General features: G+C 58.6%; 21 protein-coding genes. 13 read left to right on the top strand and 8 right to left on the bottom strand.

The window, feature by feature from the left end; translation table 11 throughout:
• Positions 1-212: 212 nt before the first annotated feature.
• The 7 genes from purC (at position 213) to ACP15F_RS06850 (ending at position 7,013) form a co-directional block, all read left to right on the top strand.
• Complete coding sequence (gene purC, locus ACP15F_RS06880; protein WP_424940077.1) at positions 213-977, top strand: phosphoribosylaminoimidazolesuccinocarboxamide synthase; 765 nt, start codon at positions 213-215, stop codon at positions 975-977.
• 12 nt (positions 978-989) lie between these two features.
• Positions 990-1,220 (top strand): phosphoribosylformylglycinamidine synthase subunit PurS, encoded by a 231-nt coding sequence (gene purS / locus ACP15F_RS06875; RefSeq protein ID WP_424940076.1) that lies wholly within the window; start codon positions 990-992, stop codon positions 1,218-1,220.
• On the top strand, positions 1,220-1,888 hold the full coding sequence (gene purQ, locus ACP15F_RS06870) for a phosphoribosylformylglycinamidine synthase subunit PurQ (protein ID WP_424940075.1): 669 nt from the start codon (positions 1,220-1,222) through the stop codon (positions 1,886-1,888). The genes purS and purQ overlap by 1 nt, the downstream gene beginning before the upstream one ends.
• A gap of 59 nt (positions 1,889-1,947) precedes the next feature.
• Entirely contained in the window at positions 1,948-3,702 is a 1,755-nt protein-coding gene (locus ACP15F_RS06865; protein ID WP_424940074.1) for a sensor histidine kinase, read from the top strand.
• A gap of 29 nt (positions 3,703-3,731) precedes the next feature.
• The gene (locus ACP15F_RS06860; RefSeq protein WP_424940073.1) at positions 3,732-5,066 is read left to right on the top strand and encodes a sigma-54-dependent transcriptional regulator; all 1,335 of its coding nucleotides are present in this window, start codon (positions 3,732-3,734) and stop codon (positions 5,064-5,066) included.
• A gap of 73 nt (positions 5,067-5,139) precedes the next feature.
• Entirely contained in the window at positions 5,140-5,919 is a 780-nt protein-coding gene (locus tag ACP15F_RS06855; RefSeq protein ID WP_424940072.1) for an HpcH/HpaI aldolase family protein, read from the top strand.
• A gap of 95 nt (positions 5,920-6,014) precedes the next feature.
• On the top strand, positions 6,015-7,013 hold the full coding sequence (locus ACP15F_RS06850; RefSeq protein ID WP_424940071.1) for a tellurium resistance protein: 999 nt from the start codon (positions 6,015-6,017) through the stop codon (positions 7,011-7,013).
• Here the strand turns inward: ACP15F_RS06850 and ACP15F_RS06845 are convergent.
• Positions 7,010-7,357, bottom strand: coding sequence for an MmcQ/YjbR family DNA-binding protein (locus ACP15F_RS06845; protein WP_424940070.1), 348 nt, complete (start codon positions 7,355-7,357; stop codon positions 7,010-7,012). The two genes, ACP15F_RS06850 and ACP15F_RS06845, sit on opposite strands and share 4 nt — an antisense overlap.
• 203 nt (positions 7,358-7,560) lie before the next feature.
• On the opposite strand from ACP15F_RS06845, the gene cysS reads away from it, so the two are divergent.
• Genes cysS through ACP15F_RS06830 form a run of 3 tightly spaced genes read left to right on the top strand, consistent with a single transcriptional unit; the run spans position 7,561 to position 11,383 of the window.
• Entirely contained in the window at positions 7,561-8,967 is a 1,407-nt protein-coding gene (cysS, locus tag ACP15F_RS06840; protein ID WP_424940069.1) for a cysteine--tRNA ligase, read from the top strand.
• The gene (cimA, locus tag ACP15F_RS06835) at positions 8,964-10,583 is read left to right on the top strand and encodes a citramalate synthase (protein ID WP_424940068.1); all 1,620 of its coding nucleotides are present in this window, start codon (positions 8,964-8,966) and stop codon (positions 10,581-10,583) included. The genes cysS and cimA overlap by 4 nt, the downstream gene beginning before the upstream one ends.
• Positions 10,580-11,383 carry a squalene/phytoene synthase family protein gene (locus ACP15F_RS06830; protein WP_424940067.1) on the top strand — a complete coding sequence of 268 codons (804 nt, stop codon included), beginning with the start codon at positions 10,580-10,582 and terminating at the stop codon, positions 11,381-11,383. The genes cimA and ACP15F_RS06830 overlap by 4 nt, the downstream gene beginning before the upstream one ends.
• 13 nt (positions 11,384-11,396) lie before the next feature.
• Here ACP15F_RS06830 and ACP15F_RS06825 read toward each other — a convergent pair whose 3' ends face one another.
• A complete protein-coding gene (locus ACP15F_RS06825; RefSeq protein WP_424940066.1) occupies positions 11,397-11,561 on the bottom strand; it encodes a hypothetical protein in 165 nt (54 codons plus the stop codon).
• Positions 11,562-11,662: 101 nt separating this feature from the next.
• Between ACP15F_RS06825 and ACP15F_RS06820 the strand changes: the two genes are divergently transcribed.
• Positions 11,663-12,550, top strand: coding sequence for a LysR family transcriptional regulator (locus tag ACP15F_RS06820; RefSeq protein WP_424940065.1), 888 nt, complete (start codon positions 11,663-11,665; stop codon positions 12,548-12,550).
• On the opposite strand, the gene ACP15F_RS06815 is transcribed toward ACP15F_RS06820, so the two are convergent.
• From ACP15F_RS06815 to edd, 3 genes are read right to left on the bottom strand one after another with little or no spacing between them, the layout of a single operon-like run.
• Positions 12,547-13,278, bottom strand: coding sequence for a class I SAM-dependent methyltransferase (locus ACP15F_RS06815; protein ID WP_424940064.1), 732 nt, complete (start codon positions 13,276-13,278; stop codon positions 12,547-12,549). The genes ACP15F_RS06820 and ACP15F_RS06815 overlap by 4 nt on opposite strands.
• A 30-nt stretch (positions 13,279-13,308) precedes the next feature.
• Positions 13,309-13,950: a bifunctional 4-hydroxy-2-oxoglutarate aldolase/2-dehydro-3-deoxy-phosphogluconate aldolase gene (gene eda / locus ACP15F_RS06810; protein WP_424940063.1), complete on the bottom strand. Its 642-nt coding sequence runs from the start codon at positions 13,948-13,950 to the stop codon at positions 13,309-13,311.
• A gap of 13 nt (positions 13,951-13,963) precedes the next feature.
• Complete coding sequence (gene edd, locus ACP15F_RS06805; protein WP_424940062.1) at positions 13,964-15,766, bottom strand: phosphogluconate dehydratase; 1,803 nt, start codon at positions 15,764-15,766, stop codon at positions 13,964-13,966.
• A gap of 209 nt (positions 15,767-15,975) precedes the next feature.
• Between edd and ACP15F_RS06800 the strand changes: the two genes are divergently transcribed.
• On the top strand, positions 15,976-17,181 hold the full coding sequence (locus ACP15F_RS06800) for an RSP_2647 family RNA methyltransferase (RefSeq protein WP_424940061.1): 1,206 nt from the start codon (positions 15,976-15,978) through the stop codon (positions 17,179-17,181).
• Positions 17,178-17,729, top strand: a complete 552-nt coding sequence (locus ACP15F_RS06795; protein WP_424940060.1) for an RSP_2648 family PIN domain-containing protein — start codon at positions 17,178-17,180, stop codon at positions 17,727-17,729. Before ACP15F_RS06800 ends, ACP15F_RS06795 begins: the two co-directional genes overlap by 4 nt.
• A gap of 6 nt (positions 17,730-17,735) precedes the next feature.
• Here ACP15F_RS06795 and ACP15F_RS06790 read toward each other — a convergent pair whose 3' ends face one another.
• Genes ACP15F_RS06790 through ACP15F_RS06780 form a run of 3 tightly spaced genes read right to left on the bottom strand, consistent with a single transcriptional unit; the run spans position 17,736 to position 19,462 of the window.
• Positions 17,736-18,416, bottom strand: coding sequence for a M48 family metallopeptidase (locus ACP15F_RS06790; RefSeq protein WP_424940059.1), 681 nt, complete (start codon positions 18,414-18,416; stop codon positions 17,736-17,738).
• 39 nt (positions 18,417-18,455) lie between these two features.
• Positions 18,456-19,097, bottom strand: coding sequence for a DedA family protein (locus tag ACP15F_RS06785; protein WP_424940058.1), 642 nt, complete (start codon positions 19,095-19,097; stop codon positions 18,456-18,458).
• The gene (locus tag ACP15F_RS06780) at positions 19,094-19,462 is read right to left on the bottom strand and encodes a hypothetical protein (RefSeq protein ID WP_424940057.1); all 369 of its coding nucleotides are present in this window, start codon (positions 19,460-19,462) and stop codon (positions 19,094-19,096) included. The genes ACP15F_RS06785 and ACP15F_RS06780 overlap by 4 nt, the downstream gene beginning before the upstream one ends.
• Positions 19,463-19,562: the final 100 nt, after the last annotated feature.

Raw genomic sequence — 19,562 nt, 5'->3', positions numbered from 1 at the left:
CTGTCTGATATGCCAATCACAGGCGCGCATCGCAACCCCGCTAGCGCTCTCACGGGGGTGATTTCCTGTATTTGTTGTTTCTGTGGTGTTTCTTGGGGGCGATATTCTTGCCCCACATGGGCCTTTCCCGTATAGGGCGGGCAACAACGGAGTCGCGACCGGGCAGGGGGCCCGGGACGCGCATACCCGTCAAACCTGACGTGAGGGACCACATGGCACGGCGCAAGAAGCTTTATGAAGGCAAAGCAAAGGTTCTGTATGAAGGCCCCGAGCCCGGAACCATCGTTCAGTATTTCAAGGATGACGCCACCGCGTTCAATGCCGAGAAGAAAGACGTGATCGACGGCAAGGGCGTGTTGAACAACCGCCTGTCCGAGTATTTTATGAACGGTCTGACCCAGATCGGCGTGCCGAACCACTTCATCAAACGCCTGAACATGCGCGAGCAATTGGTCCGTGCGGCCGAAATCGTGCCGCTGGAAGTGATCGTGCGCAACTATGCTGCCGGATCCATGGCAAAACGCCTTGGGCTCGAGGAAGGCACCCGTCTGCCGCGCCCCATCGTAGAGTTTTCTTATAAAGATGATGCACTTGGCGACCCTCTGGTGCCCGAAGAATATATCATTGCCTTTGGCTGGGCCTCGCAGCAGGACATGGACGACATCGTTGCCATGGCACTGCGCGTCAATGACTTCATGTCTGGCACAATGTATGGCGTTGGCATCAAGCTTATCGATTTCAAGATCGAGTTTGGTCGTGTCTACGACGGCGATTTCCAACGCTTGATCGTTGCCGACGAAATCAGCCCCGACAGCTGCCGCCTGTGGGACATCGAGACCGGCCAGAAGCTGGATAAAGATGTATTCCGCCAGGATCTTGGTAACCTGAACGATGCTTATACCGAGGTCGCGCGTCGACTGGGGGTTCTGCCCTCAAACGTGACCCACGCCCCCACCAAACCGACCCTGATCAACTAAGGAAGTGTACCGATGAAAGTACGTGTTGATGTGATGCTGAAAACCGGCGTTCTGGACCCTCAGGGCGAGGCCGTGCGCCACGCGCTTGGCAATCTGGGCTTCGAAGGCGTCGAAAAAGTCCGTCAGGGCAAAGTGATTGAACTGGACGTCGCCCCCGGCACCTCGGAAGAGCAGATCAAGGATATGTGCGAGAAGCTTCTCGCCAACACCGTGATCGAAAACTACGCCATTCAGGTGCTGTGATGAAGGCCGGTGTCATTGTCTTTCCCGGCTCTAACTGCGACCGCGATCTAGCAGTCGCGTTCGAGCGCGCCGGTGCACAGGTCCAGATGATCTGGCACAAGGAAACCGAGCTGCCGACTGATCTGGATATCGTCGGCGTTCCCGGTGGTTTCTCGTTCGGGGATTACCTGCGCTGCGGGGCCATCGCGGCGCAGTCGCCGATCACCCGTTCGTTGATCAAGCACACCGAACGTGGTGGTTATGCCATCGGTATCTGCAATGGCTTTCAGGTGCTGACTGAAACCGGCATTCTGCCCGGTGCTCTGATGCGTAACGCAAACCTGAAGTTCATCTGCAAACCCGTTGGTTTGAAAGTGGAAACCACCGATTGTGACTTCCTGTCCGGCTATGAGCAGGGACAAGAGATCACCGTCCCCGTGGCGCACCATGATGGCAACTTCAACGTCACGGATGAGAAGCTGGCACAGCTGCGCGACGAAGGTCGCATCGCGTTCACCTATACCGACAATCCCAACGGCTCGACCGGCGATATCGCTGGCGTGATTTCCAAGAACCGCCGTGTTCTTGGTATGATGCCGCACCCGGAACGTTGTGTGGACGAGCTTCATGGCGGCACTGACGGGGTGGCAATGTTCCGCTCGTTGGTGGACAGCGTCGTCGCTGCCTGATTGTGATGGGGCCTGAAGCGCCCTATCTTTCCCCTATGGGGGATGAGACCACAAACACCATGCCCGCCCCGCGGCCACCGCGCCCCGGGGTCAGCATGCGCGCACGGCTGGTGCTGATCGCCCTGATCACATTCGCCGTGGCGGTGGTCTATGTCTCGAATAACCTTCTGACCGAGCGCTATACTGAAACCACCCGCAACCGCGCCGAGCTGCGTGTGGCGCTGTATTCCGGCAACCTGATCAGCGAACTTCAGCGAAATTCCGTCGTGCCGCTTTTGCTGTCACGCGATCCGGCTTTGATTTCGGCGCTGAACAGCTCGGACTATTCGCAAAGCACCGCGCGATTGATTTCCTATCTCGATGAGATTGAAGCCGCATCGCTTCTGCTTCTTGACCGTGACGGGCGGGCGGTGGCGACGACAAACCGCGAAATCTTAGGCTCTCAACACCGATCCGACCCCTATTTCATCGAGGCATTGCGCAGCAACGACACTGTGTTCACCACAGTTCAAACCGAATCTGGGCAATACGTATTCACCTATTCGCGCAAAATCGAGCAGGCGGGCCGCTTGTTGGGTGTAATCGTCGTGGGCGTGGATTTGCGCAAGTTTGAAACCAGTTGGGCCGGGATTTCGGACGCGGTTTTGGTCACGGACAGCGAAGGTAATGTGATTCTGTCCACCGAACCGCGCTGGCGCGGTAAGCTTGAGGGCGAAGCGCTGGCGACTGTGTCCGCGCCCGAAGCTATCCGTCGCTCGGCACGCCAAGCCATAGACTGGTCCGGGTTGCCAACTGACGTTTTATACCTGGGCGAAGCTGTGATGCGTCACGAAACCCGCGTGCCGTTTCAGGGCTGGCGGATGACGTCTTTCACCTCTTACGCATCCGTGCGCGAAAAGGTGAACACGGTTTTGTCCCTGGAAATCATGGCTTTCGCTATGCTTTTGTCTCTGCTGTTCTACCTGATCAGCCGCCGCGCCCAATGGCGCAGCGCCGAGTTTGCACAGGAATCAGCCGAGTTGCGCCAGCTTAACCTTGCCCTTCAGCGCGAGATTGCTGAACGCAAACGCGCCGAGGAAAACCTGCAGGTGGCCGAGCAGACTTTGGCGCAAAGCTCGAAACTGGCAGCATTGGGGGAAATGTCCGCAGCAGTCAGTCACGAGTTGAACCAGCCGCTTGCGGCCATGAAGACCTATCTGGCGGGCGCGCGCCTTTTGTTGCAGCGCAAGCGTCCGGATGAGGCATTGTCCAGCTTCCAACGGATCGATGATCTGATCGGCCGCATGGGCGCCATCACGCGCCAACTGAAATCCTATGCCCGTAAAGGGGGCGATTCATTCGAGCCGATGGACGTGCGCGACTGCGTATCCTCAGCCCTGTCGATGATGGAACCGCAGCTGAAACGCCGCGAAGTCCGCATCACGCGCAATATTCCGCGCGATCCGGTGATGGTCATGGGAGATCGCTTGCGCTTGGAGCAAGTCCTGATCAATTTGCTGCGAAACGCATTGGACGCGACCAAGTCGGTCGAGCTGCCGCAGGTAGACATCATTGTCAGCCTTGGTGACTACGCCTTGATCACGGTGCGGGACAACGGAAACGGCGTAGATGATTTGGACAGTCTTTTTGAACCCTTCTACACGACCAAAGCCCCGGGAGACGGGGTTGGGTTGGGTCTGGCGATCTCGTCGGGCATCGTCTCGGACCTTGGCGGGCGCTTGATTGCGCGCAATGGTCAGGACGGGGGGGCTGTATTTGAGGTCGAACTTCCTATCTTAAAAGCGGAAGACGCCGATATTGAAGCTGCTGAATAGCAAACAAGAAGCGCACGCAGGAGGGCGCCATGGCACAGGCAATTAAAGTCGCGATCGTCGATGACGAACAGGACATGCGACAGTCCATTTCTCAGTGGCTGTCCCTGTCGGGGTTTGAGACCGACACTTTCCCCTCGGCCGAAGAGGCCCTGAAGGCCATTGGACCCGAGTATCCGGGTATTGTGGTCTCTGACATTCGCATGCCCGGTTTGGATGGCATGGGATTTTTGAAAAAGCTAATGAGCCAAGACAGCAGCCTTCCAGTGATCATGATCACTGGCCACGGCGATGTGCCAATGGCAGTCGAAGCAATGCGTGTCGGCGCGTATGACTTCCTTGAAAAGCCGTTCAACCCGGATCAGCTGACCAAGCTGGTGAAAAGCGCGACCCATAAACGGCGTATGGCGATGGATGCGCGCGCCCTGCGGCGTGAACTGGGCGATGGGTCAACGATCATGAAAAAGTTGATCGGGGCGTCCCCGGTCATGTCGCGCTTGCGTGAAGACATTCTTGATATCGGTCAGTCGGACGGTCACGTGCTGATCGAGGGCGAAACCGGTACCGGCAAGACCCTTGTGGCCCACGCGCTGCACGCTGTCGGGGCCAAAGCGGGTAAGCGCTTCGTTGTGACGTCGTGCGCGGGTGTCGAGGAAGACGAGCTGACCCGGCGTCTCTTCGGTCCAATTGACGAAGGCGGGGCGATCCCGCTGGTCGAGGAAGCCCGCGGGGGCACGCTGGTTTTGGAAGATATCGAAAGCATGCCGATGGGACTTCAAGCCCGTTTGCTGACTTGGATGAATGACCAAGGCAGCCCGGCCGAAACTCGCGTGGTTGCGATCTGCAACCTGCAAGAGCAGGGCAAAACCTGCGAGGATTGCTTGCGCCCGGATCTGTTCTATCGCCTTGCGGCGATGAAAATCACTCTGCCGCCTCTGCGTCAGCGCGGCGAAGATATCCTGATGTTGTTCACGGTCTTCGCGGATCAGTTTGCCGACGAGTACGGCTGTGCTGCACCGGGCGTCAGCGCGCAAGAGGCCGCCCAACTTCTTCAAGCGCCGTGGCCCGGCAACATTCGCCAGCTGGAAAACATCGCAGAGCGTGCCGTTCTTCAGTCGCGTCGCGGATCGGGCACGATTTCGTCGCTTCTGATGTCGGACCATGATGAAGTTCAGCCTGTGATGACGACCGAGGGTAAGCCCTTGAAAGAGTACGTCGAAGCGTTCGAACGGATGCTGATCGACAACACGATGCGTCGCCACAAAGGGTCGATCGTGGGCGTGATGGACGAGCTGTGTCTGCCGCGTCGGACGTTGAACGAGAAGATGGCGAAATACGGTTTGCAGCGGTCTGATTATTTGAACTGATTTCAGAAGGGCTTGCCGCAGGTGCGGGGATGCTCTACCTTTATTGTTGCGATGTTAAGCAATGGAGGGCGCAATGCCGGCATCACCCAATAGGCTGAAAAAGAATTTGGCCGCAGGCGATATGCAAATCGGCTTGTGGCTAAACCTTGGCGATGTCTCGGCCACAGAAATTGCGGCGGCGGCGGGGTATGACTGGTGCCTGATCGACGGTGAACACGCGCCCTATGATCCGGTGACGATCCAGAACCAGTTGCGCGCTATGACCGGGTATGACAGCAGCCCTATCGTACGTGTCCCAATCGGCGAAGACTGGGTGATCAAGCAAGTCCTTGATCTTGGGGCGCAAAGTGTCTTGGTTCCGATGGTCGATACCGCCGAGCACGCCCGTCAAATGGTGTCTGCCACCCGCTATGCTCCCGAAGGGCGTCGCGGTATGGGCGCTGCTGTGGCGCGCGCCTCGGGCTGGGGACGCAATGCGGACTATGGAGACAACATCAATGACGAGATATGTCTGATCGTGCAGGCTGAAACCCGTGTCGCAATGGAGAATCTCGAAGAAATTGCGGCTGTGGACGGCGTCGATTGCGTCTTCATCGGTCCCGCGGATTTGTCCGCCGATATGGGCCATCGCGGCAATCCCGGCCATCCGGATGTGAAAGCAGCCATCGCGGACGGCGTTTCCACGATCCGGGCGGCAGGAAAAGCTGCTGGTATCCTGCATTATGACAGCACGAATTTTGCCTATTACCGCGATCTTGGTGTGACGTTCCTTGGTGTCGGATCCGAGGCCTCGCTTTTAAGGGCGGCGGTGCATCAAACACTCTCGGACGCGCGCAAAGCGGTGACCGGCTGACATAGTCGTGATGGGATGCGACAATAGCGCGCCTTGGGTGGGCTTTCGCAAATCATGGGCGCGCGTTACATCAAGGCAAGCCGAAAGGATCCCAGATGACCAAACCGCCATATTTCCCGCCCCCGCCGCCTATTCCCGAAAAGACGCGCTTGTTTCAGCGTACACCTCCGGCGATCTTTCCGCCGATCATGGGGGCTTTTGGGCTTGGTCTGGCATGGCGACGCGCGGCGGATGTGTTTGGTGTTCCAATGGCGTTTGGAGATGCAATCCTTGGCGCGGTAACCATACTTTATCTATTCTGCCTAGTTGCTTACATCGCAAAGTTAATCCAAAGACCCGGCACGTTCTTCGAAGACCTTAAGATCCTTCCGGGTCGTGCGGGCATCATCGCCATGGTTCTGTCTGGCTATCTTCTGTCTGCAACGATGATCCCGTTTTCGACCACCGTGGCCAGCGTCATTCTGGCCATCGCGATCTTCGCGCAAGTCATCGTGGTCCTGCGCGTCGCATTCACCCTGATCACCGGTCCGGTCGAGGCGCGATCTGTTACGCCAGTTTGGCACCTGCTGTTTGTGGGCTTCATCCTAAGCCCGTTGGCTGCGCTCCCTTTGGGTCTTCAGACCTACTCAACCATCGTCTTTTGGGGCAGCTTCGTAGCTGCGCTTGCGATTTGGGGGGCAAGCTTGGCGCAATTCCTGCGCGCTGACGTGCCCGCACCGCTTAGACCGCTGCTTGCCATTCACTTGGCACCTGCCAGCGTTTTGCCCACAGTCGCTTTCCTTCTTGGAAAACCTGAGGTCGCGTACCCGCTCTGCGTCTTGGCGGTTGTTATCCTAAGCGTTTTGATTGTGCGTGTGCGCTGGTTGACCGCCGCTGGATTCAGCCCGCTTTGGGGGGCGTTCACCTTCCCGCTGGCGGCATTTTCAACCGTAATGCAGATCGCTGCGGTAACCACCGGATCTGATATTCTGCGCGTTGTAGCTGGGCTGAGCCTTGTTGCGGCCAGCCTGATTATCCCGCCCATCGTCTATAAAGTGCTGATGATGTGGTCCAAAGGGGTGTTGGCCGTGAAAACCAACGCCGCTCAGGCCTAATCTTCAAACGCAGGCAGGGCGGCTTGAGCCTTTTTGGTTAAGCTACCGCGCACCAGTGCATAAGATCGGCGGATCCGGTGAGTTAACTCATCCGGGTCTGCATCAAATGGCAGGTTCACCCATGAGCGATGAAAATAGGGCGCTTTGACGCCGACGCCAGCCTCGATCAACATCGTTGCGGTCTCGATATCTGGCGTTTTGACGGATACGCCGGGTGTCTTCGCACCGATCGCCGCAAAGATCTTGTCGCCCACTTTCCACACGTCATTCCCTGGACCAAAAGGTTCGGACCAGTTCGCACCGGGAAGGGCTGCACAGATCTTGTTCACTGCATCACGTGTCATACCATGACGATAACCCGCTTGGCAGGTGCGGGGAAGAGTGATAGCGTCGCTGCAATGAAACGGACAAGCATCATCATTATCTGCTGCATTACCCACTGACATCGTCAGGCGGGCCGTTCTTCTATTCCATACATGTCAGGAACTTGGTAAGCCCGCACGGGAAATTCTGTGGGAACACGTATGCGCGGACGCACGAGGACAACATGACGGATATCAAGCTTTACAACACGATGGCGCGGGCGAAGCAGGACTTCACCCCGATCGACCCCAATAACGTCCGCATGTATGTCTGTGGGCCGACGGTCTATGACCGCGCCCATCTGGGCAACGCGCGCCCCGTGGTGGTGTTCGATGTGCTCTATCGCCTGCTGCGCCATGTCTATGGGGCGGATCACGTGACCTATGTGCGCAACTTCACCGACGTGGATGACAAAATCAACGCGACCGCGCTGGCCCGCAAGGAAGCAGGCGCTTCCGGCACGTTGGAAGAGTTGGTGCATGAACGCTCGAACGAGACGATCGCGTGGTACCTGAACGACATGCGCGCGTTGGGGGCGATGGACCCCAACGAAATGCCGCGCGCGACCGAGTTCATCCAGCCGATGATCGACATGATCGAGGACCTGATTGCCAAGGGGCATGCCTACCCGGACGGGGCAGGGCATGTGCTGTTTTCGGTGAAAAGCTATGACGACTACGGTCAGCTGTCGGGTCGTTCCGTCGATGACATGATTGCCGGCGCGCGTGTCGAGATCGCGGACAATAAGCGCGACCCGATGGATTTCGTGCTGTGGAAGCCGTCCACGGATGATCTGCCCGGCTGGGACAGCCCGTGGGGCCGAGGTCGCCCAGGCTGGCATATCGAGTGTTCCGCCATGAGCCATGACCTGCTGGGGGCGTCTTTTGACATCCATGGCGGCGGCAACGACCTTCAGTTCCCACACCATGAAAACGAGATCGCTCAGTCGAAATGCAGCCATCCCGATGCGGGCTTTGCCAATTATTGGCTGCACAACGAGATGTTGCAGGTCGAAGGCAAGAAGATGTCCAAATCATTGGGTAACTTCTTCACGGTACGTGATCTGTTGGACGCCAAATATCCGGGTGAAGTGATCAGATATGTCCTGCTTCAAACCCACTATCGAAAGCCGATGAACTGGACTGAGGAAAAAGCAGCGTCCTCACTAAAGGAACTTGGAAAGTGGCATCGCATGAAGGGTGATAACTCTCCCGGACAGGTCCCGGCTGGTGTTCTAAATGCTCTATGTGATGACTTAAACACTCCGAAGGCGATAACTGCGTTGCGTGAATGCGAGAAGCAGGGAGACATTCCGGGCTTGCTAGCGGGGCTGGAAATCATGGGGCTGCGAACCATAGACGATGAGATGTGGTCGGTCATTCTCGATAGTGAAAAAGAAGTTCTGGATTCGCTTTCGGAAAAACTCCACGAGACCCGAGTGGCTGCGATGGAAACCAAAGACTTCTCGGGTGTGGATGCGCTGAAAGCCGCCTTGACCGAGGCAGGTGTTCAAATCCGCATGTCTAAGGAAGGGGTCGAGCTTGAACCCGGTGTGGGCTTTGATGCTTCCAAGCTGGAGGGTCTGCTATGACCGAATGTCTTTACCTTTACGACACCACCCTGCGAGACGGGCAGCAAACCCAAGGCGTGCAGTTCTCGCTGACCGAAAAGCAGCAAATCGCTGAAGCTCTCGACGTGCTTGGTGTGGATTACATCGAAGGCGGTTGGCCCGGTGCGAACCCGACCGACAGCGACTTTTTCGATGCCGCCCCCAAGACCCGCGCGACGTTCACTGCCTTTGGCATGACCAAGCGGGCAGGGTACTCGGCAGAAAACGACGACGTGCTGGCGGGCGTGATGAACGCAGGCACCTCTGCGGTCTGTCTGGTGGGCAAAAGCCACGATTTCCACGTCACCACGGCGTTGGGGATCACGTTGGACGAAAACGTCGAAAACATCAGCGCGACAATGGCTTACATGGTCAAGGAAGGGCGCGAGGCGCTGTATGATGCCGAGCATTTCTTTGATGGCTACAAGGCCAATCCCGATTATGCGCTGTCCTGTGTGAAAGCCGCCTATGATGCGGGCGCGCGTTGGGTGGTCCTGTGTGACACCAATGGGGGCACGCTTCCCCATGAAGTGTACGAGATCACCAAGGCGGTCATTGCTGCGGGAATCCCTGGCGACCATCTGGGCATCCATACCCATGACGACACCGGCAATGCGGTGGCGTGTTCGCTGGCCGCCATCGACGCGGGCGCGCGTCAGGTGCAAGGCACTTTGAACGGGCTCGGCGAGCGCTGTGGCAATGCCAACCTGACGACACTGATCCCGACACTGCTGACCAAAGAACCTTACGCCAGCCAGTTTGAAACGGGTGTTGGCCATGACGCGCTGTCTGGATTGACCCGCATGTCGCGCCAGCTGGATGACATCCTGAACCGTGTGCCGAACAAATCCGCGCCCTTTGTTGGTGCCTCGGCATTCGCGCATAAGGCGGGGCTGCATGCCAGCGCGATCCTGAAAGACCCTACGACTTACGAGCACATCCCGCCCGAAACCGTTGGAAACACCCGCATCGTACCGATGTCAAATCAGGCTGGGCAATCGAATTTGCGGGCCCGTCTGGCAGAGGCCGGGATCGAGGTCGAAAAGGGCGATCCGCGTCTGGGTGACATCCTCAATCGTGTGAAAGAGCTCGAAGATCAGGGATATGCCTATGACGGTGCTCAAGCCAGTTTCGAGCTTGTCGCGCGTGACGTTCTGGGCCAACTGCCGCAGTTCTTTGAAGTGAAACGTTATAAAGTCACGGTCGAGCGGCGCAAGAACAAGCGCAACCAGATGATCAGCCTGTCCGAGGCCATCGTCGTGGTGAAAATCGGCGACGACAAGAAGCTGTCCGTGTCGGAAAGCATGGATGCGTCCGGCACCGATCGTGGTCCGGTGAACGCGTTGGCCAAAGCTCTGGCCAAGGATCTGGGCCCGTATCAGGCAATCATCGAAGATATGCAGCTGGTCGACTTCAAGGTGCGTATCACCCAAGGCGGGACCGAGGCACAGACCCGCGTCATCATCGACAGCGAAGACGGGGCCGGGCACCGCTGGTCCACGGTCGGTGTCAGCCCGAACATCGTCGATGCCTCGTTCGAGGCGCTGTTGGACGCGATCATCTGGAAGCTTCTGCGTGACGGGGCGCAAGCCGCATGACATCCGCCCCTGAAGATTATGATCCCATTGCTGCCTGTGCCGAGCAGGTTCTGAAGGGTGATCCGGATCGTTTTCTGGCCGCGATGAGCGGTACGGTGGAGGAACGAAAGCGGCTTTTCCCTCTCTATGCGTTTAATCTGGAAGTCGCACGCGCACCTTACATGTCGCAAGAACCGATGGTGGCCTTGATCCGACTTCAGTTCTGGCGTGACGTCGTTACAGCAGCGGCCGATGGGACCGAGGCGCCACGCCACGATGTGGCTACGCCGCTGTCTCAGTTGGTGATCTGGGGCGATATGAGGGCGGACCCTTTGCTTCGGATTATCGAAGCGCGAGAAGGCGATGTGCAGGGAAACCAACCCCAAGACATGGAACAGATCCGCGCCTATCTGCGCGCGACCTCAGGTGCACTGATGCTGGCAGGTGGTCAGCTGTGCGGAATGACCGAATTCGCGGGCGATTTCGAGGTCGATACTGCGCTGGAAGATCTGGGTGAAGCGGCGGGTTTGGCCAACTGGCTGCTGGCGCAGCCTGCGCTTACTAAGGCAGGGCGGGGCCATGTGGTTCCGGATGCAGACACCATTCAGACGCTCTGCGAAGGCAGCCTCGAACGGCTTAACGCAGCGCGCGCGGTATTGGGGCGTCGGGGTAACCCTGCCTTACGTAGTGCGTGGCGGTCGCGAGGGATACTGAAGCAAGCGGCCAAACAGCCCGTTCTTGTGGCAGAAGGCGCGCTTGGCAGCGCCGAGATCACCCGGCGCGGCCGTATGGTGTGGCTGGGTTTGACCGGCGGCTGGTAAGCACACCATCTAATCAGCCCATGTACCATCTTTGATGCCAGCGACGCAGCTCTTGCTTGGCGCGTTTTTGGCTGTCGTTTTGGGTCTTCCGTTCGTCCCGAAAGACAGGTTTCTGACCGTCGGTCCGGCGTTCCATCCGGGTGGCAGTGCGAAACGAACTTGATAGTATCGAGATCATACTCTCTCTCCTTCTTGTGTGTGTCTTGTTATGAAAATAGGGTTGAAATGCTGTTTCAGGCAAAGCAGTATGATTTTCAAAATGTAAGTTGAGGTAACAATATGGATTGGAGGTCTCTGCCATCCCTTGCCACGCTGCGCGCGTTCGAGGCCGCGGCACGGCACCAAAACCTCAGCCAAGCTGCGCGCGAGTTGAATGTGACCCATGCGGCGATCAGCCAACATGTCCGCAGGCTTGAAGAAGAACTGGGCGAGCCACTTTTGCTACGACAGGGGCGCGGTATGGCCTTAACCGATGCGGGGCGTTTGCTGGCAGAAAGCCTTGGCAATGGATTTGCCACCATTGCTGACGGGGTCGATCAGATCCGGCAACGCGGACAGGACAGGGCGGTTCAGATCTCGGTCACGCCCGCCTTCGCATCCCACTGGCTGATGCCGCGGATCGGGTCGTTCTGGGCCGAGTATCCCGAGGTCACGATCAATATCAACCCCAGCATGGATTTGGTTGATCTGCGTCGGGATGGGGTTGATCTGGCGGTGCGTTACGGGGACGGAAACTGGCCGGGTGTGGAAACAGAGCTTCTGACCGACGGCGAATTTGTCGTAGTCGCCCACCCTGATTTGGTCCGGGGGCGGCAGGTGAGCAGCCTGTCAGATCTGGTGGACCTGCCCTGGGTGATGGAAAGCCACATGATGGAACGTCGCCGGATCGTCGAAGAAGAAGGGATTGATCTGGATTTGGTCAGTTTGACCACCATGCAAACCAGCGGGTTGGTGATGTCGGCGGTTACTGCAGGGTTGGGCGTGTCCGTACAACCCAAATCTCTGATCGAGGCACAGATTAAGGCAGGAACAGTCGTGTCGCTGCACCGCTTTATGCAGACCGAACTTGGGTATTACATCGTGACCCGACCCGGAGCTCTGACCCAGAATGCCGCGACATTTCGCAACTGGTTGCGGCGCAAAGGGTCAGAAGCGATGGCGGGTTAATGCGCTGTTACAAGGCGGTACCCGCAATCCCGTTCGTCTCGCTCTAATAGGTCCGCGTGATTGCGTGCCCATGTCCCGTCGGCAAGATCGCTGGCCAGCTGTGACAGTTCACGCGAGACATCTCCAATGGCATGGAATGACGACATAGCGGCGCGAATGCGTGGGTCCAGATAGGCCTCGGGCCGGCGCCAATAGGCGGCCAGAAACCCGTCAGTGCAATCATGGGGAATGGGTATCTCGGAAATTTCGACTTCGTCCAGCCACTTTGCATAGGACCCCATCGGGGGCATCTGCCCGTCATCCAGCGCAGCCAGTTGCGGGACATAATCAAGAAGCCAGAAATCACGAAACGACGGATCATAGGTCAGGATCACCAGCGGACCTTTGGTCACGCGTCGCATCTCGGACAGGCCTTTGGCTTGATCTGTCCAGTGATGGATCGTCAGGACCGCCATCGCAGCGTCGAAGCTGTTATTTGCAAAGGGCAAATCTTCCGCGACACCCTGCACGACGCGGGTGGGCGAGGCTGGTCGTTGCGCAATCATTTTTGCGGACGGTTCGACGGCAGTCAGGGTGCGGCCAGCGGGTTCATAAGACCCAGTGCCTGCGCCTACATTCAGTACGGTTTTCGCGTCGCCCAAAGCGGCCTCAATCCGTGCGCCAATACGCGGATCAGGCTTGCGCAGCTGGGCATAATCTATGCCAATGCGGTCATATTTTGCGGACATGCCTGTTCATATCAGGTTGAGCCGACGCTGTCAGGCCGTAAGCGCGGCGGCTTCTGCGGCTAAGGCTTCGATCCCGGCCCAATCGCCGTCTTCAACCAAGTTGCCCGGAGCGACCCACGATCCGCCCACACAAAGCGTGTTTGGCAGCGACAGGTACTCCAAAGCATTTTTCAAGCTGACGCCTCCAGTCGGGCAGAAGCGGATCTGGGGCAGGGGCGAGGACAGTGATTTCAGGAATGGTGCACCGCCTGCAGCTTCTGCAGGGAAGAACTTTTGCACGGAGTAGCCACGTTCCAACAAGCGCATGCTCTCAGACGCAGACGTTGCACCGGGAAGAAGCGGCAGGTCGTTGGCCTCGCATGCGTCCAGCAATCGATCTGTGGCACCGGGCGACACGCCAAATGTCGCGCCTGCTTTCTTAGCGTTCTCTACGTCGTCCGAGGTCAGGAGCGTACCAGCGCCCATCACGCCGCCCTTGATCTGGGCCATCTCGCGGATCACATCAAGCGCTGCAGGGGTGCGCAGTGTTACTTCCAAGGCGGGAAGGCCGCCGTTGACCAAAGCTTGTGCCAACGGGGCTGCGTGGGCTACGTCTTTCACCACCAGCACGGGCACAACAGGTGCCAGACGGCAGATTTCTTCGGCGATAGTACTTGCCATTTCGGGGGTCATGTCGCTGTCTCCGTTAGAAAATCGACGTTGCGCCTTCGGTCGCCGGGCGGGCAGCACGGCGGAAGGTTTCAAACAGTTCGCGTCCGCAGCCATCGCCGTTTCCGCTTAGGTCCACCTGAACGGCGGGGCGGTCTGTGGCGCCTTCGGTCAAGACCTCCAGCGTCCCGTTTGTGGCGTCCAGCCGGATGATGTCGCCGTCTTTGATGCGCGCGATCGGACCGCCATCTGCCGCTTCAGGGGCGACGTGAATGGCTGCGGGCACCTTGCCCGACGCGCCCGACATACGTCCGTCGGTCACTAGCGCAACCCGCTGTCCGCGCGATTGCAAGACTGACAGGACCGGGGTCAACCCGTGCAATTCGGGCATGCCATTGGCACGCGGGCCTTGGAAGCGAAGGACAAAGATGATGTCGCCTTCAAGTTCACCGGCTTTGAACGCCGTTTTGACGCTTTCCTGATCATGGAAAATGCGAGCAGGAGCCTCGATGACATGGCGCTCGGGGTCCACGGCGGAGATCTTGATCACACCTTGACCCAGATTGCCCGACAGTTGCGACAGCCCACCGGTCTTCTGGAAGGGGTCGCTGGCGGGGCGCAGGATCTTGTCGTTCAGGCTTTCACGCGGCGCAGGTTCCCAGCGAACGCGGTCGCCGTCCAGCTTGGCCTCTTGCGCATAGGCGGTCAGGTCGCCTGCATTGGTGGTCGCGTCAGGATGCAGCAGACCTTCCTCGAGCAAGTTTCCGATCATGTAGCCCAGACCACCTGCGGCGTGGAAATGGTTCACGTCAGCCAGTCCGTTGGGATAGACCCGTGCCATCAGAGGCACCAGCGCCGAGATATCTGCGAAGTCTTCCAGCGTCAAAATGACACCTGCCGCACGCGCCATGGCGGGCAAGTGCAACACAAGGTTGGTGGAGCCGCCGGTCGCCATCAAGCCGACCAGCCCGTTCACAAAGGCTTTCTCATCCAGCACATGTCCGACGGGGGTAAACTGATCCGTGCCGTGGGCGATGTCCAGCGCACGTCGGGTGCCTTCGGCAGTCAGAGCATCGCGCAAAGGCGTGCCGGGTGTGACAAAGGATGCGCCGGGCAGGTGCAGCCCCATGAACTCCATCAGCATCTGGTTGGTGTTTGCAGTGCCATAGAAAGTACAGGTGCCCGGCCCGTGATAGGCCGCCATTTCGGACGCCATAAGCTCTTCTCGCGTGGCGTCTCCAGTGGCAAATTTCTTACGTGTCTCGGCTTTTTCATCGTTCGAGATGCCGGATGTCATGGGGCCAGCGGGCAGAAACAGCGTCGGGATGTGCCCAAAGCTGGCAGCGGCAATGATCAGCCCCGGCACGATCTTGTCGCAGACGCCCAGATAAAGGGCCGCGTCAAAGGTGTTGTGGCTCATCGCGACGGCAGCAGCCATTGCAATCACGTCGCGGGAAAAGAGGCTCATCTCCATCCCGGTTTCGCCCTGCGTGACCCCGTCACACATTGCGGGCACACCACCTGCGACCTGAGCCGTCGCGCCTTGTTCACGGGCGATCTGCTTGATCAGGTCTGGGTAGGCTGCAAAGGGAGCATGGGCCGACAACATGTCGTTATACGCCGTGACAATTCCGATGTTGGGCGCGCGTTCTGTCGCCAGCTTCGCCTGATCTACGCCAGCACCAGCATAGGCATGGGCCTGACCTGAACAGCTGAGATGCGCGCGGCGCGGGCCGTCTTCGATCGCGTTGGAGATCTTTTTCAGATAGGTCGCGCGGCTGTCGCGCGAGCGTTCCGAGATACGGTCAGTGATAGCTGTAAGGGTCGGATGGGTGGCCATATTGTGCCTTTCCAAGTGCTTACGGTTGCGCATTACGGTCAGGATACCGCGTTCACGCCCCAGATAACAGAAAGTGATAGCGCTAACAATAGCTGGATTTGCCGTGAGGGCAGATTGTAGGGCGGAGGGGCGTCATGGAATTTGCCTTTCCGTTGTCCCGACCACGCGCTAGGGAAGGCCAACAACGCACTGAACTTTGCAGGCCACCAATGACAAATGATACTGACCGCCCAGTGATCCGCCTTAAGCCCAAAGCCAACGCGCGTGCCATTCGGCACGGAGCACCTTGGGTCTATGACAACGAGCTGGTCACGGATCGCCGCACCAAGAAGATTGCGGCAGGCAGCATTGCGACACTGGAAGATGCAGGGCGCGAAGTGATCGGCACTGTCGCCGTCACACCCAGCTCTCGCATTTTCGCGCGGATCCTAGATCGCGATCCCGCAGCGCAGATTGATGCGGAGTGGTTCAAAGCAAAGCTTCAGGCCGCGCTGGACCATCGCGCACGACTTTTCGATGCGCCGTTCTATCGTCTTATCCATGCTGAGGCGGACGGGCTGCCGGGCGTTATCATCGACCGGTTCGGAGATACCGCCGTGATCCAGCCCAATGCAGCTTGGGCTGAAACGCATCTGGATCTAATGACCGAAGCGTTGGTGCAGGTCACGGGTGTCACATCTGTTCTGAAAAACGCCTCGGGCCGTGCACGGCAGCTGGAAGGGTTGGACGCTGAAAACGCCGTGTTACGCGGCGCTGCTCCTGACGCGCCTGTTCACGTGCCAATGAATGGCGCGACCTATCTTGCGGACCTGACCGGCGGGCAGAAAACGGGTCTGTTTTATGACCAGCGCCCCAACCATGCCTTTGCGGCGGGCCTGTCGAAAGATGCACGGGTGTTGGATGTGTTCTCGCATGTAGGTGGGTTTTCACTGGCTGCACTGGCTGGAGGAGCGTCCTCGGCTTTGGCAGTGGACGGATCGGCTGCGGCCTTGGCATTGGCTGAAGGCGGAGCAGATGCGATGGGCGCGTCTGACCGCCTTTCGATCCGCCAAGGTGATGCGTTCGACGTGCTGACGGCCCTGAATGACGAGGGCGCACAGTTCGACGTGGTGATCTGCGATCCGCCCGCTTTTGCGCCGTCAAAGAAGGCGCTGGAACCCGGCCTGCGTGCTTACGAACGTGTGGCCCGGCTGGCGGCGACCTTGGTAGCCCCGGGGGGCTATCTGGGTCTGTGTTCTTGCTCGCATGCGGCGACGATCGATAAGTTCCGCAATGCCTCGATACGGGGCATCGGGCGAGCAGGGCGCGCCAGCCAATTGATCCATACGGGCTTTGCGGGGGCGGATCATCCGATGCATCCGCAACTGGCCGAAAGCGGTTATCTGAAGTCGCTGTTCTTCCGGATCCTGCCGTGAAGGTTCTGATCGACGCTTGCGTCCTTTACCCAACCGTCATGCGAGAGATGGTGCTGGGCGCGGCGAAACTGGGGTTGTTCACCCCGCTTTGGTCCCCCCGTATTCTTGAGGAATGGGCGCGCGCAGCGGCCCGTCTTGGCCCAGAACAAGAGACCTTCGCGCGCGGAGAGATCGCGCTTCTGAGCGCCCACTGGCCCAAGGCAAGCATCCAGCCCGGCGCGGGTGTCGAGGCGCGTCTGTGGCTACCCGATCAGAACGACATTCATGTTCTTGCAGCAGCGGTTACGGGCGGGGCGGATGTGCTTTTGACCCTGAACAACGCCGATTTCCCACGCCATACGCTGGCCGAAGAAGGGCTGCGTCGCGAAAGCCCGGATCTGTTTCTAAGGGGCTTTGTCGACAGCCATCCAAGTGACATGGCGGCACTTGCCCAGCAAGTGCTGTCCGAAGCCATCCGCCTGTCGGGTGACGACAGTTGGACCCTGCGCAAACTAATGAAAAAGGCACGGCTGCCCCGCTTGGGAAAAGCGCTGGAGGCAATGGCCTAACGCCGCTTACACCCAGTTCGCCTGATTTTTCTCGATCGCGGCGATGCGGTCAGCGGTTTTTGGGTGGCTCATCAACCAAGCGGGCATGACACCACCACGTCCCTTGGTCAGGTCGTCCAACTTCCCAAACAGGCTTTTCTGCCCGTCGGCCCCGATGCCCGACCTAATCAACAGCGCCGTCGCATAGGCGTCCGCTTCGTATTCGTCATTGCGGCTTAGGCCCGCCGCCACCAAACGCGTCAGGATACGCGCCACATAGGCGCCTGCACCGGGTAGGAAGCGAGAGATCATCATTGTCAGCACCGTGCGCAGCGCGTTTTGACCAGAAAAGTCGATCATCCGCTTGCGGGCATGACCCAATGCGACGTGGCCAAGCTCGTGTGCAATGACACTGGCCAATTCCTCGCCCGTGACGCGGCCCTTCAGGTACTCGTCATAGAATCCCCGTGTAATGAATATCCGGCCGTCCGGGGCCGCCAGTCCGTTCACAGGCTGGATTTCATAGATGTGTACTGGGATGTCCGCCAAGTCCAAACTGGCCGCCATCCGGTCCGTCAACGCCTTCAGTTTCGGGTCTGCGAGCCGTGTGGATTTCGAGTCCAGCTCGCGATGGGTGCGCCAGACCGAGAACCGGTACAGGATCAGGCCGTAAAGGATGGGAAGAAGGATGGGCAGAAGCTTGGTCATGTCCCCTATATGGGGATAAACCGTCCGCCATGGAAGAGGTTATGAGGAGGTGCTCGCAACGGTGGCATCGGTCAACTTTTGCCGTTCGCGTGCTCGGATCATGGCCTTGATCCACAGCATCGCTCCAGCGGCAACCACAAGGGCTGCTAGCAGACCGGCAATGTTGCCCATCAGGCTTGCGAGGCTCTCGATCCGCGAAGCGAACACAAAGCCAAGACCGACGTAAAGCGTGACCCAGATGGTTTCGCCAAGGATGTCCCAGACGGCGAACCGCAGCCAGCCAAGACCCGTCGCGCCTGCCGCGAAGTTCACCCACGGACCCAGCGGCGCAACCGCCCATGTGGACAGGAACACGCCAGTACCGCCTCGCCGGTCAACGAAGGCATGGGCCTTGGCCAACACTGCCTTTCGGGCGGGGTTGCGCGCCAGTTTCTCAAGTGCCGGGGTGCCACCAAATCGCCCGATGGCAAAACCGGTCTGGTCCCCGATCACGGCCCCAATAAAGGCGGCTGCAACCACATTTGTTAGCTCTAGATCCCCGGTTGCGGCAAAGGCTCCGCCCGCCAGCATCATCAGCGAGGTCGGGATGGGCAGGGCGAGACAGGACAGAAAGGCCGAGGCGAACACCACCCATGGGCCATAATCGGACAAAAGCGTGAAGACGAGCTCGGTTGAAATCATTGCTGCCCGCTATCATTGGGCTTGGTAACGCGATGCGCTTCGATTGCGGCTTCAATTCGTGCGATCAGCTCTTCAAGCGGGATGCCCTGTGCTTCAGCAAGGTGTTTTAGATTGTGCCCTTTCGGGTCTTTGTCGTTCATGGCCAAAGCTTCGATCATCACTTTGCGCGGAACGTCCCAAGAATGCGCGACATAGTGCGGGGTCATCCAACCCGCCATCGGCTGATCAATATGATCGGGATCATTCCAGTAAACCCAGTTTCCGATTGTTCGCACGCCAAAGACAGCCGAAGCCGCAAGGGCAACGAGCAGAACGACCGTAGCGAATGGGGCAGCGGTCCACATGCGACGAAGGGATGCGATCACTGGGTTTCTCCTTCCTGTCATGGTTTTACGGGCGTCGTCAGACTTTCCGTCGCCATCTGTGCGACATTTCGCCAGATTTCTCCGTAACCCTTATCGCGTT

It is taken from the genome of Aliiroseovarius sp. S253, from assembly GCF_049800855.1.
GTDB lineage: Bacteria > Pseudomonadota > Alphaproteobacteria > Rhodobacterales > Rhodobacteraceae > Aliiroseovarius.
The sequence above is the reverse complement of the archived record's forward strand: the minus strand, read 5'-3'. Positions and strand labels throughout refer to the sequence as shown.